This is a genomic window from Pseudomonas sp. ICMP 10191, assembly GCF_001467335.1.
In the GTDB taxonomy this organism is placed as follows: Bacteria; Pseudomonadota; Gammaproteobacteria; order Pseudomonadales; family Pseudomonadaceae; genus Aquipseudomonas; species Aquipseudomonas cerasi.
In genome coordinates this window covers 122,164-138,207 of record NZ_LKGW01000113.1, presented here as the reverse complement: position 1 = coordinate 138,207, position 16,044 = coordinate 122,164, and the positions used below count along the sequence as shown (strand labels likewise).

General features: G+C 59.4%; 16 protein-coding genes. 4 read left to right on the top strand and 12 right to left on the bottom strand.

Annotated elements, in window-relative coordinates:
• Window positions 1-133 precede the first annotated feature (133 nt).
• The 4 genes from pdxH to dinG all read right to left on the bottom strand — a co-directional run bounded on the left by pdxH (window position 134) and on the right by dinG (window position 5,560).
• A complete protein-coding gene (gene pdxH / locus AO388_RS15440) occupies window positions 134-781 on the bottom strand; it encodes a pyridoxamine 5'-phosphate oxidase (RefSeq protein WP_003363512.1) in 648 nt (215 codons plus the stop codon).
• 74 nt (window positions 782-855) lie between these two features.
• A complete protein-coding gene (locus tag AO388_RS15435; RefSeq protein ID WP_058416687.1) occupies window positions 856-2,004 on the bottom strand; it encodes an OmpA family protein in 1,149 nt (382 codons plus the stop codon).
• Between the two features lie 153 nt (window positions 2,005-2,157).
• Window positions 2,158-3,306 carry a serine hydrolase domain-containing protein gene (locus AO388_RS15430; RefSeq protein ID WP_054082129.1) on the bottom strand — a complete coding sequence of 383 codons (1,149 nt, stop codon included), beginning with the start codon at window positions 3,304-3,306 and terminating at the stop codon, window positions 2,158-2,160.
• 109 nt (window positions 3,307-3,415) lie between these two features.
• On the bottom strand, window positions 3,416-5,560 hold the full coding sequence (gene dinG, locus AO388_RS15425; protein ID WP_003402334.1) for an ATP-dependent DNA helicase DinG: 2,145 nt from the start codon (window positions 5,558-5,560) through the stop codon (window positions 3,416-3,418).
• A 107-nt stretch (window positions 5,561-5,667) separates the two neighbouring features.
• On the opposite strand from dinG, the gene AO388_RS15420 reads away from it, so the two are divergent.
• From AO388_RS15420 to AO388_RS15410, 3 genes are all read left to right on the top strand, one after another.
• Window positions 5,668-6,132, top strand: a complete 465-nt coding sequence (locus AO388_RS15420; protein ID WP_003363517.1) for a CopD family protein — start codon at window positions 5,668-5,670, stop codon at window positions 6,130-6,132.
• Window positions 6,133-6,360: 228 nt separating this feature from the next.
• Window positions 6,361-7,272: a nucleoside-specific channel-forming protein Tsx gene (locus AO388_RS15415; RefSeq protein WP_003363519.1), complete on the top strand. Its 912-nt coding sequence runs from the start codon at window positions 6,361-6,363 to the stop codon at window positions 7,270-7,272.
• Between the two features lie 26 nt (window positions 7,273-7,298).
• Window positions 7,299-8,330: a purine-nucleoside phosphorylase gene (locus AO388_RS15410; protein WP_003431176.1), complete on the top strand. Its 1,032-nt coding sequence runs from the start codon at window positions 7,299-7,301 to the stop codon at window positions 8,328-8,330.
• 69 nt (window positions 8,331-8,399) lie between these two features.
• Here the strand turns inward: AO388_RS15410 and AO388_RS15405 are convergent, their stop codons facing one another.
• The 8 genes from AO388_RS15405 to AO388_RS15370 form a co-directional block, all read right to left on the bottom strand.
• Entirely contained in the window at window positions 8,400-9,158 is a 759-nt protein-coding gene (locus AO388_RS15405; RefSeq protein WP_003363522.1) for a hypothetical protein, read from the bottom strand.
• Window positions 9,151-9,426 carry a DUF1145 domain-containing protein gene (locus tag AO388_RS15400; protein WP_058416686.1) on the bottom strand — a complete coding sequence of 92 codons (276 nt, stop codon included), beginning with the start codon at window positions 9,424-9,426 and terminating at the stop codon, window positions 9,151-9,153. Before AO388_RS15400 ends, AO388_RS15405 begins: the two co-directional genes overlap by 8 nt.
• A gap of 244 nt (window positions 9,427-9,670) precedes the next feature.
• On the bottom strand, window positions 9,671-10,618 hold the full coding sequence (locus tag AO388_RS15395) for a DMT family transporter (RefSeq protein WP_003431179.1): 948 nt from the start codon (window positions 10,616-10,618) through the stop codon (window positions 9,671-9,673).
• Between the two features lie 15 nt (window positions 10,619-10,633).
• A complete protein-coding gene (locus tag AO388_RS15390; protein ID WP_054082125.1) occupies window positions 10,634-11,731 on the bottom strand; it encodes an arginine deiminase family protein in 1,098 nt (365 codons plus the stop codon).
• A 15-nt stretch (window positions 11,732-11,746) separates the two neighbouring features.
• Entirely contained in the window at window positions 11,747-12,910 is a 1,164-nt protein-coding gene (locus AO388_RS15385) for an ATP-grasp domain-containing protein (protein ID WP_003431184.1), read from the bottom strand.
• Window positions 12,907-14,118, bottom strand: coding sequence for an ATP-grasp domain-containing protein (locus AO388_RS15380; RefSeq protein WP_003363536.1), 1,212 nt, complete (start codon window positions 14,116-14,118; stop codon window positions 12,907-12,909). The genes AO388_RS15385 and AO388_RS15380 overlap by 4 nt, the downstream gene beginning before the upstream one ends.
• Window positions 14,119-14,132: 14 nt before the next feature.
• Window positions 14,133-15,020: a 2Fe-2S iron-sulfur cluster-binding protein gene (locus tag AO388_RS15375; RefSeq protein ID WP_063613807.1), complete on the bottom strand. Its 888-nt coding sequence runs from the start codon at window positions 15,018-15,020 to the stop codon at window positions 14,133-14,135.
• A gap of 24 nt (window positions 15,021-15,044) precedes the next feature.
• Entirely contained in the window at window positions 15,045-15,722 is a 678-nt protein-coding gene (locus AO388_RS15370; protein ID WP_003363540.1) for an iron-containing redox enzyme family protein, read from the bottom strand.
• 46 nt (window positions 15,723-15,768) lie between these two features.
• Between AO388_RS15370 and AO388_RS15365 the strand changes: the two genes are divergently transcribed.
• Window positions 15,769-16,035: a hypothetical protein gene (locus AO388_RS15365; RefSeq protein WP_058416684.1), complete on the top strand. Its 267-nt coding sequence runs from the start codon at window positions 15,769-15,771 to the stop codon at window positions 16,033-16,035.
• Window positions 16,036-16,044: the final 9 nt, after the last annotated feature.

Below are 16,044 nucleotides of genomic sequence, written 5' to 3'. Positions count from 1 at the left end.
GAGGAATCAGTGGCCATTAGACTACCCGACAAAGGCGCTGTCACGGCCCCGAGCCCGCAAATTAAATTGATTCAGGCCTCATACAGCCACGGCCCGTATAACGCTCAGACGATTGGCCAGACGAATAATTCAATCAGGGTGCAAGGCGCTCGCGTGTCCATCTGTCGTCTATCAAACGATAGTTCAAACGGTCGTGAAGTCGACTGGAGCGACCCTGCCAGAACTCGATCCGCTCGGGCAAAAGACGATAGCCACCCCAGTGCTCGGGGCAGTGTGGCTGGGTGTCTGCGAAGCGTTGTTCCGTCTGTCTGATCAGACCTTCCAGTTCGTCGCGATCGGCGATCACCCGACTTTGTGGCGAGGCCCATGCACCCAGACGGCTGCCCAGAGGGCGCACCTGGTAATAGGCGTCGGATTCTTGCGCAGAGACTTTCTCGACCCGACCCTCGATACGCACCTGGCGCTCCAGTGTCGGCCAGAAGAAGGTCATCGCGGCAAATGGACGTGCAGCGATCTGCTGGCCCTTGGCGCTTTCGTAGTTGGTGAAAAACGTAAAGCCCTGAGTGTCCAAGCCCTTGAGCAGCAGGACGCGGCAATGGGGACGTCCTTGCTCATCAACCGTCGCCAATGTCATGGCGTTAGCCTCGACCGGCGGCTGCTCGGTGTTCACCGCGTCGGCAAACCATGCATGAAAGAGTGCAAAGGGCTCGTCCGGCGATTGCGCTTCGGTCAACCCGTCGCGCGTGTAATCACGGCGCATATCGGCCAGGGTCTGGGTCATGGTCTGGTTCCTGCGAGGTCACGGATCGACCCCACGCGAAGCGTCAGTGACGATCCGCGTGGGTGCTGACAGGCTTAGTTACTGGCCTGGCTGTCATCCTTCTTGGCGGGCGTTGCGTTTTTGGCCGGGGCCTTGGCGGTGGTTTTGGTCGCTGCCGGCTTCTTGGCCGCTGCGGTGGTCTTGGCTGGCGCGGCCTTCTTGGCGGTGCTGGCTTTGGCCGGTGCAGCTTTCTTGGCGGTGTCTTTCTTCGCAGTGGCTTTCTTCGCAGGTGCGGCGGCAGGTGCCGGGGTGACTGGCTTGACGTCCTGGGTCGCGACCATGGTCGGTGCAACTGGCGGCAGTGCGTAGCGGCTCATCAGCGCGCGCATGGTGTCCTGCGGCGTCATGAGGATCTCGACCCGGCGGTTGAGCGCACGCCCCTGCAGGCTGTCGTTGGCGGCGCGCGGCATCACCGCACCCATGCCACGCTGGCTCAGGCGATTACGCTCCAGGCCACTGAGACGGAAAATCGCGGCAACCGACTGCGCACGCTCCTGGCTGATCTTCTGGTTGGCTTCGGTAGGACCCGAAGTGTCGGCATGACCGAGAATCAGCACAGCAGTTTTCTGATCGCCTTCTACCACCTTGGCCAGACGGGTGATCGGACCCAGCGTGTTGGGCAGCAGCATGGCCGGACGGTCGGGGTTGAACGAGCTGTCGACGGGCGCGGTGATTGCCAGCAGGTCTTCGCGACGCTCCAGCTGGAAAGGGCTGTCCTTGATTGCAGCGCGCAGGCGCGGCTCGTATTCGTCCAGCCAGGCCTGGGTCACTTTCGGATCAGGCATCGGCAGCGCTTTCGGCTCGTCCTTGGCGGAGTCATTGCCAAACGGCCACCACCACTTGCTGTCGGTCTCCGACTTGGCAACCATCGCCGGTGCAGCAGGCTTGTCGGCCACGGCATCAGGTTTGGCCTGCGCGTTATCGTTCGAGCCGAACGGCCAGTACCACCGCGCGCTGTTTTCAGCACCTGCCTCAGGTGCCGGCGTTGCAGCAGCCTTGGCAACCGGAGCGGGCGCCGGGCTCGGTGCCGGAGCCTTGGCAGCGGTGCCTGCGTCAGCGGAGTCGCTGCCGGAACCGAACTGCCACCAATGGCCTCCGGTTGCAGCAGAGTCGGATTGTGGGGTTTGCGCACAGCCGGTCACGGCGATGCACAGGGCGAGAACGAGGCTTTTATTAGACGACATGGGTAACCCGCAACGGTTTTGATCAGACAGAAGGACGTAACTACGCCGGTATAACATGCATAAAGATGCAGTTGGAAAAAGAAACCGTCGTACGGTTCCTGTTACAGCCATTTAACTGACAGTCGGTATGAAACAAGCACTTATGGCCGATACTTACTGCAAACACTCACGCAGAACCCCGACCAGTTTCTGAGCGCGTGGGTCCATCAGAATGTACGGCCCCAAGGTGTTGGTAACGAAGCCAAAGGCAACCTCGCCATCAGGATCGGCGAAGCCCACCGAGCCGCCCGCCCCCGGATGGCCAAAGGCCTTTGGCCCCAGGCCGTAAGTCGCGTTGGCAACGCCCGGCTGATCGAGCATGCAGCCCAGTCCCAGACGGGTCGAGGTCAGTAATGTCTTGTCCTGACCGAGGCTGTGTTCACGGGTCAGCTCATTGAGCATGTCTGCTTCAAGCAGGCTGCCATCGAGCAGACCGTTATAGAAACCGGCAAGACTGCGCGCATTGCCGTGACCGTTGGCCGCTGGCTGCTGCATGCGGCGCCACTCCGGCTTGTTGGTGCTGGTCATGATCGACGGCGGGTTGGTGAACGCCTTGGCTGTGATCGAAGCCGGTTCGCGCATCGTCGCCTGAAGCACGCGCTGGGCAGCGTCGTCACCGGCATTGCCTTTGCCACGCGCGATGTGGGCCACGCGATGAAACTGGTCATCCGCCAGGCCCACATGAAAATCCAGCCCCAGCGGGCGGGCGATACGCGCAGCAATGGATTCCCCGGGACCTCGACCATCGGCGCGGCGCAGCATCTCGCCCACCAGCCAGCCATAGGTGATCGCTGCATAACCATGCCCCTGACCCGGTGTCCACCAGGGTTCTTCGGCGGCCAGGGCGGCGGTCATGGTGTCCCACTGGTAAAGCGCTTCGGCAGGCAACGGCTCACGCAACGCGGGCAGGCCGGCCTGATGGCAGAGCAATTGGCGCAGGGTGATGGAGGCCTTGCCCGCCGCAGCGAATTCGGGCCAGAGCCTGGCCACGGGCTCGTCCAGCTTCAACTTGCCCTCTTCGACCAGTTGCAGAACCGCCACGCTGGTGAAGGTCTTGGTGCAGGAGAACAGGTTGAGAATGGTGTCGGTGTGCCAAGCCTCGGCACCGTCCTTGTCGGCAGTGCCCGCCCACAGATCGATGACGGTCTGGCCGCCGACCTGAATGCACAAGGCAGCACCGCGCTCCTGCGGGTCTTCAAAGAGCGCCGCAAAGGCTTCACGTACTGCTTCGAATTGAAGTTCGTAATGACCCTGGATCTGCAACGGCTGACTCCTGACTGGCAACATGAGCCTGGCGACAGGCTAAATGGCGCGTATTGTTTCAGCGATCGAGCGCTTTGGGAACAGATGTGAAACGCTCTTCATCTTTGGCTCAGGTTATTTCCCGGCGGAACGGTGGCAGCGCATTGAGAATCGCCTTGCCATAGCGCTGGGTGACCACGCGTCGGTCCAGCAGCGTGATGGTGCCGCGGTCCTCTTCGGTACGCAGCAAGCGGCCACAGGCCTGTACCAGACGCAACGAGGCATCCGGCACGGCGATCTCCATGAACGGGTTGCCACCACGCGCTTCGATCCACTCGGCCAGCGCTGCCTCGACCGGGTCATCCGGCACCGCGAACGGGATCTTGGCGATGACCACGTGTTCGCAGTAGGCGCCGGGCAAATCCACACCCTCGGCAAAGCTGGCCAGCCCGAACAGTACGCTGGACTCGCCGCTGTCGACGCGTGCCTTGTGCTTGTTGAGGGTTTCCTGCTTGGACAGATTGCCCTGAATGAACACCTGCTTGCGCCAGTCACGGTCCAGGCCGTCGAAGACATCCTGCATTTGCTTGCGCGACGAATACAGCACCAGCGTGCCTCGCGAACCTTCCACCAGACCCGGCAGGTCGCGAATGATCGCTGCGGTGTGGGCCACCGAGTCACGCGGGTCGGCCTTGAGGTCCGGCACGCGCAGCACACCGGCATCGGCGTGATGGAACGGGCTTGGTACCACGGCGGTCACCGCCCCCTTGGGCAGGCCGGCACGCATGCGATAGCGGTCGAATTTGCCCAGCGCGGTCAGGGTCGCCGAGGTAACCAGCGCCCCGTAGGCGATGTTCCACAAGTTGCGACGCAGCATTTCCGCCGCCAGGATCGGGCTGGCATTGACCTCGATATCGAACATTGCACCGCTGTCGGCCAGGGTCAGCCAGCGCGCCATTGGCGGGCTGTCTTCCGGATCTTCGGCGGTGAAGGCTGTCCACAATTCCCAGTTGCCATGCGCGCGGGCCAGCAGGCTGCCGAACAGCGGATACCATTCTTCGGCCTGATGGCTGGCGATGCCGATGTTGACCTCACCGTCCATGCCTTCCTTGAGCAGCTCGGTCAGGCGCGTGAACAGGTCGTCGAGGCGCGCAAAGCCCTTCTTGAGCTCGATGCCCATCTCGCGGATGTGCTCGGGAATCACGCCGCCGACAAAACGGTGACGTGGACGCTCGCGGCCCTGCATGTCTTCACCGGCGCGGAAATCCGCCAGTTGCTCGCAGGCACCGAACATGAACTGCTGATGGCCCTTGATCTCGCGGGCCAGCTCCGGCACCTGCTCGATCAGCTTGCCCAGATCGCCGGGCAGCGGATGCTGGGCCAGCAGCTTGGCGAGGTTCTTGGCGGTCTGTTCCAGCCAGTCGGCGGTCGATTTCAAACGGGTGTAATGGGCAAAGTGGCCGATGGCCTTGTCCGGCAGGTGATGACCCTCGTCGAAGACATACAAGGTGTCACGCGGGTCCGGCAGCACTGCACCGCCGCCAAGTGCCAGGTCAGCCAGTACCATGTCGTGGTTGGTGACGATCACATCGACCTTGCCCATGCCTTCCCGCGCCTTGTAGAAGGCGCACTGCTGAAAGTTGGGGCAATGCCGGTTGGTGCACTGGCTGTGATCGGTGGTCAGACGCGCCCAGTCCTGATCGGCGAGTTCCTGCGGCCAGCTGTCGCGATCGCCGTCCCACTTGTTGCCCGCCAGCTTCTGCAACATGCTGGTGAAAAGCTTCTGACTGGCCTCATCGACCTCGATCTTGAAGCCTTCTTCCTCGAACAGCTGCGCGGTCGCGTTGGTCGCGTCACTTTCCTGCAGCAATGCGTCGAGCTTGGACAGGCACATGTAACGCCCGCGCCCCTTGGCCAGGGCGAAGGTAAAATTCAGACCGCTGTTGCGCATCAGGTCCGGCAGGTCCTTGTAGACGATCTGTTCCTGCAGGGCGACGGTCGCGGTGGCGATTACCAGCCGCTTGCCTGCCGCCTTGGCAGTGGGAATCGAGGCGATGGCATAGGCCACGGTCTTGCCGGTACCCGTCCCGGCCTCGACGGCCACTACCGCAGGATCGCCCGAACGACGGCCCTCTTCATCGGTGTCAATGTCCCCCAGCACCTTGGCGACTTCAGCGATCATCAATCGCTGGCCATAGCGCGGCTTGAGGCTCTTGGCTTCGAGGAAACGCGAGTAAGCGCCCTGGATCTGGGTTTTGAGTTCGGTACTGATCATTGGCTTCGGTTCGGGGGCACGGCTAAAAAGGCTGGATAAATTTTCAGTAGTTCTGAGTGGGCGCTATCATAGCGCGCTAAATCCATCCGCGCAGAACGGAGTGTCCGATGACCGCTTTTTCTACTGTCTATACATTGCATCTGCTGGCTGCCCTGGTGTGGGTTGGCGGGATGTTTTTCGCCTGGATGGTGTTGCGCCCAGCAGTCATTGCAGCACTTGAAGGCCCTTCTCGCCTGAAAGTGTGGGTCCAGGTGTTTCCGCGCTTCTTCGCCTGGGTCTGGGCTGCGGTGGTGCTGCTGCCGATCACCGGCATCGGCATGATTCAGCTCAACTTCACCGGCTTTGAAACCGCGCCGCGTTATGTGCAGATCATGATGGGCCTGTACGTGGTCATGGTTGCGCTGTTTTTGCGTATCCAGTCATTGCAACTGCCGGAGCTGCGTCGTGCCGTGGAAGCCGAACAGTGGGCCGAGGGCGCCGCGGCATTGGGCCATATCCGCCGCCTGGTCGGCATCAATCTGATTATCGGTTTGGCCGTGGTCATGCTCGCCGCTGCTCGTCCGGGCCTTTGAGGTAAAACGGAACATCGCGGGGCACTGGCGGTGACACCGCGCACAGCTTGCGGGCGTTTTCCTGCCCGATCGGTCATCTTCTGCGCCTGATATCCAAGGCATTCAACATCTTGAAACAGTTTGGCATGGGCTGTGCAAACGTTTGCGATCAGCAGTACGCGCCCACGAAAAGGAGCTTCAATGCTACAGCCGCCGTTCACTCAACCCGCAACGCCCTCAAGATTTCTCATGCCTCTGCTGTTCGCCGCCGCTGCGGCGCTGCCATGCACCAGCGCGCTGGCACAGCCCGCCGCTACCGAAGACTCGGCGCAGGGCGAAGCACTCAGCCCGCCTGCCTCGCCCAAGGAAGGTAAAGGCGCGTATTTTTCAGACTGGTTCAACCAGGACCTGACGCTGATCGGCAGCAAGGACATCAGCTTCGGCCCCAAGCCTAACGATGACATCTACCTGGAGTACGAATACTTCGGCCGCAAAGGGCCGTTCGAGCTGTATGGCTATGTCGACGTACCGAAGATTCTCGGCATCGGCAATGATAATGACAAAGGCGTCTGGGACCATGGCTCGCCGCTGTTCATGGAGCACGAGCCACGCGTCTCGATCGACTACCTCGCCGGGCGCAGTCTGGCCATCGGTCCGTTCAAGGAATGGTACGTCGCCTTCGACTGGATCTATGACCACGGCAGCAATACGGCGAACCGGGCCAACACCCTGTACAGCGGCCTGGGCACTGACATCGATACCCACTCGCGGGTCAATCTGTCGGCCAACTTCTATGGCCGCTACCAGTGGGAGAACTACGGTGCCAGCAACGAATATTCGTGGGACGGCTATCGCGCCCAGCTCAAATACATCGTACCGATCAGCACGTTCGACAACGGCGCCTCACTGACCTACATCGGCTTCACCAACTTCGATTTCGGCTCGGACCTCAAAAACGATCCGGCACGCACCGGCAACTCCACGGTCGCCACCAATGTGCTGCTTTACGCCTTCACGCACCTGCGCTTCACCCTGGTTGGCCGCTACTTCCACAACGGCGGCAACTGGCAGGACGGCAGCGAGCTGAACTTCGGCGATGGCAACTTCCGCGCGCGCTCCGACGGCTGGGGCTATTACGCAGGCGTGGGTTACCAGTTCTGAACCTTATTATGACGACAGGAGTTTTCATGAAACACACTACTCGCAATACCCTCTGCGCCACGCTGGCACTGCTTAGCCCGGCTGTCTGGGCGGCTACCGCACCGGTGGCACCGGTTACGCCCAAGGTCATGCTGGTCGCCATGTTTGCGCCCGAAGCACAGAACTGGATCGACCGGCTGCATCTGACCAAGGAGATCCAGGTGCCCGGCCTTGCCGCCGAGTACCCGGCCATCCGCTGCAATGATCAGGACGTCTGCCTGCTGGTCACCGGCATGGGTCAGACCAATGCCGCAACATCGACTCTGGCCCTGGCCCTGTCGCCGCAATTCGACCTGCGCAAGACTTACTTCATCGTCGCGGGCATTGCCGGCATCAACCCGCACCACGGCACACTCGGCACCACGGCCTGGGCGCATTATCTGGTGGAATTCGGCACGCAGTGGGAAATCGACTCCCGCGATGTGCCCAAGGAATGGCCGACCGGTTATCTGGGCATCAACACCAAGGGTCCGAACGAGAAGCCGCCACTGGATTACAAGACCGAAGTCTTCGAGCTCAACCCCAAGCTGCAGGCCAAGGCGTTTGCCCTGTCGCACAAAGTGACCCTCAGCGAGAGCAAGGAATCAGCAGCCTGGCGCGTCAAATACCCTTATGCGCCTGCCAACCAGCCGCCGCAGGTCACGCAGTGCGACACGCTGGCAGGCAATACCTGGTTTTCCGGGACGCGTCTGAGCGAGCGTGCGGAAGTCTGGACCAAGCTGCTGACCGACGGCAAAGGCGTGTATTGCACCACCCAGCAGGAGGATAACTCCACCTACGAGGCTCTGTTGCGAGCGAGCAAGGCCGGCAAGGTCGATGTCAATCGCCTGGCTGTCGTGCGCGCGGGTTCCGACTTCGATCGTCCGTATCCGGGTTACAGCGAGGTGGACAACCTGCTCAAGTACGCCGATCAGGGTGCCTTCGTCCCGGCGCTGGAAAACCTCTACCGCACCGGCAACCCGCTGGTGCAGGCGATTGTCGGCGACTGGAAGAATTGGGAGAAAGGCGTACCGCAATAATGTGATGTGAAGCGGGTCGCGACTGTCCGGATCATGGCCTTGCACCTGATCCGGACAGGCTCTCGCAGATTACAGACGTTGCAGGATCAACGCGCCTGCCGGTCCCGGAGCACCTGGCAGACCGGGCTCACCCTGTCTGCCAGCCTTGCCGCCTTCAGCGCGGTAGACGATACAGCCTTTGGACGCACCGCCCTTGCCTGCCTTGCCGCCTTCGCCCCCCTTGCCCGCCGCGCCACCCGCGACATTCACCTTGATGCGCTCGGCCGGATAGCTCTGTGGCAGTTCAAGGCGCACCTGTGCGCCCGCAGCGCCATCGTGACCATTACCGCCGCTGTCGCCGTTATAACCACGCCCGGCCTGGCCCCAGGTACAGCCCGGGTCTTCGCCCGTGCCGCCGTCCAGCCCGGCATAGCCTGGGCTGCCTGCGCCACCACGGGCGTCAATCGACAGTTCTTCGGCATTCAGGCTCTGCAGGCGCAGGGTCAGGTTGCGCCCTGGCCGTGCCGGTTTCTCGAAAGTACCCGGCGCGCCCCGCGCGGTGATCTGGCTGCCGGTGCCGAACTCACCGTGCAGCACGACCATATTGAACGCCTGCACACCAGGGACGATGGCGATTCGCGCTTCGTGCCCCAGCACCAGCTCGCCAATCTTCACATCATCGATCCCGGCCGGGATCAGCAGAGTGCCGTAGTCGGCCACTTCAAGGCGCTCGACCTGCAGAACGCTGCTGTTGCCAGGCAGACGCATCAGCGAGTGTGGCGCAACGATGATTGCCTGGGCCATGGCCAGAGGGCTGAACAGTGCCGCCAGCAGAACGAGCTTACGCATGAGTGTGCCCCCTGACCGAACGGCCGATGGATTGAACGTGAAAGATGCCGAAAAGAATGATTTTGCCCCGGTCGCGCCACAGATGCCGGCGACCGCGCAGGCTGCCGTTGAACAGAATCAGCTCCAGCAAATGAGTCAACAACAGCACCGCGCCTGCCATGTCGATCATCACGCCAAACGGGCTGGGCGCCTCAATCGCCGCGTTGACCAGCACCACCAGCCAGAAGCCCAGCATCAATATCTTTCCCAGCCCCCAAAACACCTTCATTGCCTGCCCACCCCTTGTCATGATCCATTACGAAATTGCAGTCTTCGCATGCTTTTCGTCGCCGCACAGTAGACGTGCTGTACGCCGAATATGCCAGCGGTGTGTTGAAAAAGATCCGCAATGATCTCGACGCAAGACAATGTTTGTGTTCGGCAATACTGCAATCAAGGATAGCGGACACCAAAAAGCCCTGTCACAAAGGATGCAGGGCTTTTTGCAGGACCTCTGATGTGTATCGAGCCTGTCAGGCCTCGCTGGGAGTCTTGGCCTGGACGACTGGACGTACCACCGGTACCGGGCGCTTGTACCACCAGACACCTGCCAATACTGCAGCAACGCCAACCCATTGCACGAACGTGAGCTGCTCATCGAAAAAGAAGAAACCGATCAAAATCGCCACCACCGGACGGGCCAGTGCAGAAACAGAGGCCAGTACCACATCGACGTGCCTGAGTGCATATGCCATCAGGCCATGGCCCAGAAGCTGGCTGATCAGCGCGAGCAACGCAATGACCACCCAGCCGTACACGGTGTCCGGCAGAACCTTCGGACTGGTGAGCAAAGCGATGGGCAGTAACAGCACTGCACAGGTAAAGCTGTTCCAGATAATAATCTTGCGAGACGTGAAGCAGTCGCGCAACGACTTGATCATGATCAGGTAGATCGCATAGAAAAGCGCCGAGTTGAGGGCCAGCAGGTCGCCGGTCACGCTCTGACTGGAAAATGCCACGCTGGCACTGCCGTCAAACACCAGCAGACACGCCCCGCCGATACTCAGGGCCAGCGCCAACACTTGATAGACGCCGATTTTTTCCTTCATGAACAGATAGGACAGCAGCGCCACGAACACCGGGGACAGGTTCATCAGGACCGACGTGTTGGCCATGCTGGTCAGCTTGACCGCCCAGTGATTGGACAGCAGATCCACACACGACACCACGCCCGACAGCACCAGCAACCAGAGCATCGCCCGCCGGCTGCGCGCCGTACCGATGGTCCCGGTCTCAGTGTTTTTACCTGCTGGCCAGGCAGCCAGTGCAGAGGCCATACCGCCCGCCATGAACATTCGCAGCATCAGGGTAGACGTGGCATCCACTTCACTGAGTTTGACGAACGCAATGGCGGAGGCCACACCGATGGTACTTATGATCAGTGCCAGAACGGGCAGAAACGCCTTATTACCCACCTTCATGACGGTCCCTCGAAGTTATAGGAGTTGAGTGGCGCAATGAATGCCGCCGAACTGCTTTTGATGCTCTGTACAGGCGATCAGATGAACATGACAGTCATGCTCAGCCAACTGATCAAGCAGGCGCACCGGTGCGTTCTGATCGATCCAGACATGGTTGCCCAATGACAATGCATTTGCGCACCATGCAGCCATCATTTCTTCGTCCAGCGGTATCAGCCCGATACCCGCGACCTGTGCTGCCTGGCGAAGCGTCAGGTCCTTGTCAGTCAGTTGCCAGCCCGATGACACGCGCCGATAAACGTTGACCAGGGATCGGTCGGCTGCGTCCGCTCTTTTCGCGTCGACCAGCAGGGCGTTGCGCAGCAGGCAGGCGTAGTGATCCAGGTGAAACTGTTCCGGATTGCGCCATACGTCCTGCACCGCCAGCACAACTTCACCCTTGAGCAGGTTTGAAGCCAGCAAGAACTCCAGCACCGGGAGCTCGGTACGAAAGCCGGTGTTGATCACGGATACGCGTTCATTTTCCAGATAGTCGCCGCCCTCGAGCACCTGATCGAGTTCGACGGGAACGTGACCATGAGCAGCGACCACCTGCTTCACCACATCCACCTCACGCGCCCTGTCCTGACGCTTCAGACGCCCGAAAACCGGCTGTCCACCTACGTTCATGAAGTGGTCACGCGGAAACAGAAGTCCGTACAGCGGTTGAATCCGGTAGCTCTCGTAGGTAGCGTCCGGACTGATCCGGCCCAACTCGTCATCGTCATGCAGCCGCAGCTCAGGCTGGTTGATGATGATTTCGGCCAACTCCTGCCGACTGCAGCGGAACAATTGCTGGTGAGCAAGCTGCTGGCGCCCGTGTTCGACGTTGTCGGCAAAGCGCAATGCATGCCTTGCCAACCGCCGCATATCCTCGATGGCGACATGCGGACCGTCCTCGCTGAACAGCGCATCGGACAGGAAGACGGTCGGGAAACCCGCTGCATTGAACGAACTGGCCATAGCCATGACATCGGCATCTGCCTGCCGAAGCGAATACGGCTGCTGCGATTCCATGAATACCGACATGGAAACAGGCTGCACGACAGAGGGAAGCTGCAGGAGCACTTTCATCCAGGGTTCCAGAAATCAGGTTGCGCGAATCGACGTCTGCAAAATACTCATGCACTGCACAATGGCCTGCTCTATCGCAGCCTGGCTGTCGGCGGCGAAGTGCAGTCTGGCGGGGATATCCTCGTAGCTGAACGCACTTGAATCGCCCTGAGACTGCACGCTGCTGTAGGTCAGCAGCGGATGGGAGAGCTCCATCTGCGGATCGAAGGTGAACCCGCCGGGGAACGGATTGGGCATCATCAGAAAACCGGTGATTCGGGTGTCTAGCGGAGCGATAGCCACTTCGAGCGCGGCGCGGGTCCAGAGCTCATACAGGTCGATCCCCTCGCTGCGCAACGCGACAAACGGAATCTCGCCGCCACCGACGCGACCGCCGATCTCCAGAAACACCAGCTCGCCACGACGCTCGATGATTTCCAGGTGAATGGCCTGGTTGTGCAGGTTGAGACGCAGGCAGACTTCTTCGGTGAACGCGCGAACCCGCGCGATGAATGCCCGGTCATCGACTGTGACCGAGCCGAGCGGCAGGCCGTTGCGAAAGTCCAGGCAGGTGTTCAGGTACTTGGACACCTTGAAGTACGGCATGCTGTCGGCCGCCAGTATCGCGTCGACATGATAAATATCGCCTTCTATATATTCTTCGACTTCGTAGCCATTGAAATCCGGCAGGTCGGGTATGTCTTCCAGGCGTTCGATCTTCACCACGCCGTCCGAGGCGGCGCCCACCTGGGGTTTCAGGATGACCGGAAAGCCGTGCTCGCGACAGAAGGCTTCGACGCCGCTGCGCGACGCTACATTCCGGTACTGAGGATAACGAACCGAAGAACCGGTCAAGGCTTCCTTCATGCTCGCCTTGTTACGGCACAGCAGGTTATCGGCGACCTTGGCACCGGGTATGTTGAATTCGGTACGCACCAGCGCAGCGGCATCCAGATCGTATTCCGAAAAGGCGATCACGAAATCGACGGGCTGACGACGATGAATGGCCCGCGCTTCCTGAAGTATCAGATCGGCGTCCAGTACGCTGACTTCGACCACATTGGCGCTGACCTGCGGATCAATCAGTCGCGAGTGCCCTGCCAGTGATATGTAGGAGACATCGACCTGCGAGTGATCGATGTAGTTGCGATAGTCCGAAAGCTCGTCGTCATAGCGGTTGATGATCAGGACATGCTTCATACGATTCCAACCTCTGTGTGTACCCGCCCGACGAGGCTTCTTACAAGCGCCTCGTCGGCGCCGCCGAACATGACGTAGCCAATTCTTGAGGTCCAGTCCTGATCGGAGCCCAGAGCATCCCCGGACCGGTAATACACCTGATGCGAGAGGTAATACGGACTGTCGAAAATGTCGGAGAGCCCCTGCAGTTCGGTAAATTCGCTCTTGTCGCCTCGGGGGATGAAGGCGATGGCACTGACGCCGTTCGCACATGGCACGGCGCGACTGTCGATGTCCAGGTACTCACACAGCGTCTCTTTGGCCAGGTCAATGCCGCTGGCACGCCTGATCAACTCGACGATATTGTCGCCTGGAAGGCGGGCCGCCAGTTCAACCGCCACCGGCTGGCCTTGTGGCGTTACACGCAGCTCCAGATGGAACGGCCCGACGTTGAGCTTTATGGCCTCAAGCACCGCCAGCGAGTATTCGGTCAGCACCTTGCGAAACCCTTCGTCATAGCCCTGGCCCACAATGTGACCGACTTCGACGAAGTACGGCTCCGAGCCGAGCAGTTTTTCCGTGATGGACGCAAGGGTGACGCTGCCATCGCTGCGCACGATGCCTTCGACACTGTATTCCGTGCCGGGAATGTACGCTTCGACAATCAGCCGGCCACTGGCAGTAAAGCCGATGTCGTCGGGCAATGATTGACGGAATGTCTCCACCGCTTCGACCAACTCTTCATGGCTGTAGAGCTTGCGCACACCGATGCTGCCCGCCATATCGATCGGCTTGACCACAGCCGGAAAGCTGAAACCCTCCGGCACCGATACCGGGGCGTGGGCATCCAGAAGGAAAAAGCCGATAGTGCTCAGCCCCGCGTCAGTCAGCCGACTGCGGAAATTGAATTTGTTGCGCACTTTCTGTACTGCACTGTCGTGCAGATGCGTTGTGCCTGACGCAGCCCCCAGGCGCGCGGCCATGGGCACGGCGTACTCCACACCGGGAAGAACGGCGCGGATGTTTCCCAACTCATTGATTTTCTCTAGCTGTGCATCGAAATCACCGGTGTCGATTTTGATGACCTGACGCACCTTGGCCCGCAACTCAGCGTTGAGCTCCTGCTCGCCACCGTCACAGGAAAACACATAGACATCGACGCCCAGTTGCTGCGCCGCATTGATATAGTTAATGCCGGATGAAACAGGATCAATGACAACGATGGACATGGCTCAGTCTCCGACTATCCAAAACTTTCAAGTTCACACAAGGGAAGGTTCTTTAACTTGCCGATCACCCCATCCGACCCGACGCCGATGGTGAGCGTGTCGTGCATCAAGTGTTCGCCAATGGCGAAGTCAGGGTGGGTCCATTCGGAAAATGGAAAGTTGGTGACCTGAACGTCGCAGTCAACCGTCTTGCGAAAGACCTCTATACACCCCGCGTGATAATCGCTTAGGCCTGCACGATTGACGGCGTAAATGGCAACTTCACTAATACTGTACTTCGCCACCAGTTCCTGCGCACGGCTCAGTGCCGCCCCCATTCCACTTCCACCGCTCACGACATTCAAACGACTCAGGGACTGTTCATAGACCGGCAAGGCAGGACTTGCAATTGAATACTCCAACGGTTCGCCAATTGGCCACTGCACCAATAAGCCCGAGAACAGGCCACCCTCACGCAACTTCACATGGCAGGTCAGGCTGTCGTAATCCTTGCCACCCAAGGTGACCACGGAATAACTTCGTACCGCTGAACCCTCGGGGTATTTCAAGCTGATGACCGACTTGGCGTTATAAAAAACCTTTTTGACCTCAAGCACGACTTCCATGATTTGCCCGGACAGAATCCGTTTGCTTTTCAGCCTGGCCTTATGAAAAGTGCTGATCGCAACGCGGATATCAATATCCGTTTCAGCACGACTGACGCATGGCAAAAAGGCTTCATTCAAGGCAACGACTTTTCCCTGTTCCAGAACGCGACCCGAAACAAGTGTGCACTTGCACACTCTGCACACCCCTTTGAGACACCCCCTTACCAACGCTTCATGAGGAAGGGCATCGGTAAGGGGGTGCTGACTCTCGGCGGTGTAAGTCTGGTCTCCAATACGAACACTGTAGATTGCCATTACACCGACCTTGAGTAAGGTGTATTAAAGCGTTGCTGCACGCAGGGCCTGGAAGTACTCACCGACCATCGGCACGAATGCCTTGATATGAACGACAGCCTTTTGCAGATCCTTCTCGTCCTTGATAACCGACGCCAGCATGTTGTTCATCATGCCGCTGTGGTCCTCGGCTTCGTCGAAAGCCACGTGCGAAGCCGCTCCGCTGACCGCTGGCTGGCCCATGCTGGCGCTGGCCTTCTGAGTGATGAACGAGCTGTACTTGTCGCCGTAGTATTCGAGGAACCAGTCCCAGGTGATCGAGGACAATGGCCCGAACTTGCTGACGCAGAAGTTCAGGTAACCCATGAGTTTCCAGGTTTCCGGAAAGGCGAACTGCGCCTGAATATCGGAAGGGGAATAGCCGTACGTAGCGAGGTCCTGACCGAACATTTCGTCGTGGCCGAACTCATCATACAAATAGTAGGACAATTGTTTGGCCGCGGAAATGTTATCGACCGCCGCAACCTGTACAGCCCGTGCGTCCAGTTCGTTGTTCATGTGAATGCGGATCACGCACTCCAGGATATGACGCTTGTAATAAGACTCATTGAACCAGTCGCCTTTATGGAACTCGCCCATGACAGTGTCTTTTTTGAATTCTGCTTCCAGGCAGGCGTCAACGGTGCTTTCAAGCGTCTTTAGCATCTCAGCGGTGGATATCATCGTTTGCTTCTCTCCATGTTAATCATTAATGGCTTAATGACATTTAATGTTCAGCGCCATGCTGAACCGTGTTATCCGTATCACAACAAAACAAATGACCGACGGCCTGAACCGAGAGCAAAAGCTGATCGAGTGGTCAAACAGCGATTGCGTAAAACAAAAAATGACGTCAAACAGGCGCCCTGCCTGTTGCCAGATGCGGCAGTTGAACAACCAGCGCTTTTTTAATAGCTGCACCGGCACGCACCCGAATGACCCGGGCAATATCATTGCTTTGCGTATTCAACGCGCACAGAAAAGCGGTTCATCATAATGAACGCCG

Excerpts from the sequence above, each read along its gene's own strand:
- AO388_RS15380 (WP_003363536.1), bottom strand. The coding sequence starts at position 14,118 with ATGTCCATCGTTGTCATTGATCCTGTTTCATCCGGCATTAACTATATC.
- AO388_RS15435 (WP_058416687.1), bottom strand. The coding sequence starts at position 2,004 with ATGTCGTCTAATAAAAGCCTCGTTCTCGCCCTGTGCATCGCCGTGACC.
- AO388_RS15410 (WP_003431176.1), top strand. The coding sequence starts at position 7,299 with ATGAAACACACTACTCGCAATACCCTCTGCGCCACGCTGGCACTGCTT.
- AO388_RS15395 (WP_003431179.1), bottom strand. The coding sequence starts at position 10,618 with ATGAAGGTGGGTAATAAGGCGTTTCTGCCCGTTCTGGCACTGATCATA.
- dinG (WP_003402334.1), bottom strand. The coding sequence starts at position 5,560 with ATGATCAGTACCGAACTCAAAACCCAGATCCAGGGCGCTTACTCGCGT.
- AO388_RS15405 (WP_003363522.1), bottom strand. The coding sequence starts at position 9,158 with ATGCGTAAGCTCGTTCTGCTGGCGGCACTGTTCAGCCCTCTGGCCATG.
- AO388_RS15415 (WP_003363519.1), top strand. The coding sequence starts at position 6,361 with ATGCCTCTGCTGTTCGCCGCCGCTGCGGCGCTGCCATGCACCAGCGCG.
- AO388_RS15365 (WP_058416684.1), top strand. The coding sequence starts at position 15,769 with ATGTTCAGCGCCATGCTGAACCGTGTTATCCGTATCACAACAAAACAA.
- AO388_RS15400 (WP_058416686.1), bottom strand. The coding sequence starts at position 9,426 with ATGAAGGTGTTTTGGGGGCTGGGAAAGATATTGATGCTGGGCTTCTGG.
- AO388_RS15420 (WP_003363517.1), top strand. The coding sequence starts at position 5,668 with ATGACCGCTTTTTCTACTGTCTATACATTGCATCTGCTGGCTGCCCTG.
- AO388_RS15385 (WP_003431184.1), bottom strand. The coding sequence starts at position 12,910 with ATGAAGCATGTCCTGATCATCAACCGCTATGACGACGAGCTTTCGGAC.
- AO388_RS15390 (WP_054082125.1), bottom strand. The coding sequence starts at position 11,731 with ATGAAAGTGCTCCTGCAGCTTCCCTCTGTCGTGCAGCCTGTTTCCATG.
- pdxH (WP_003363512.1), bottom strand. The coding sequence starts at position 781 with ATGACCCAGACCCTGGCCGATATGCGCCGTGATTACACGCGCGACGGG.
- AO388_RS15370 (WP_003363540.1), bottom strand. The coding sequence starts at position 15,722 with ATGATATCCACCGCTGAGATGCTAAAGACGCTTGAAAGCACCGTTGAC.
- AO388_RS15375 (WP_063613807.1), bottom strand. The coding sequence starts at position 15,020 with ATGGCAATCTACAGTGTTCGTATTGGAGACCAGACTTACACCGCCGAG.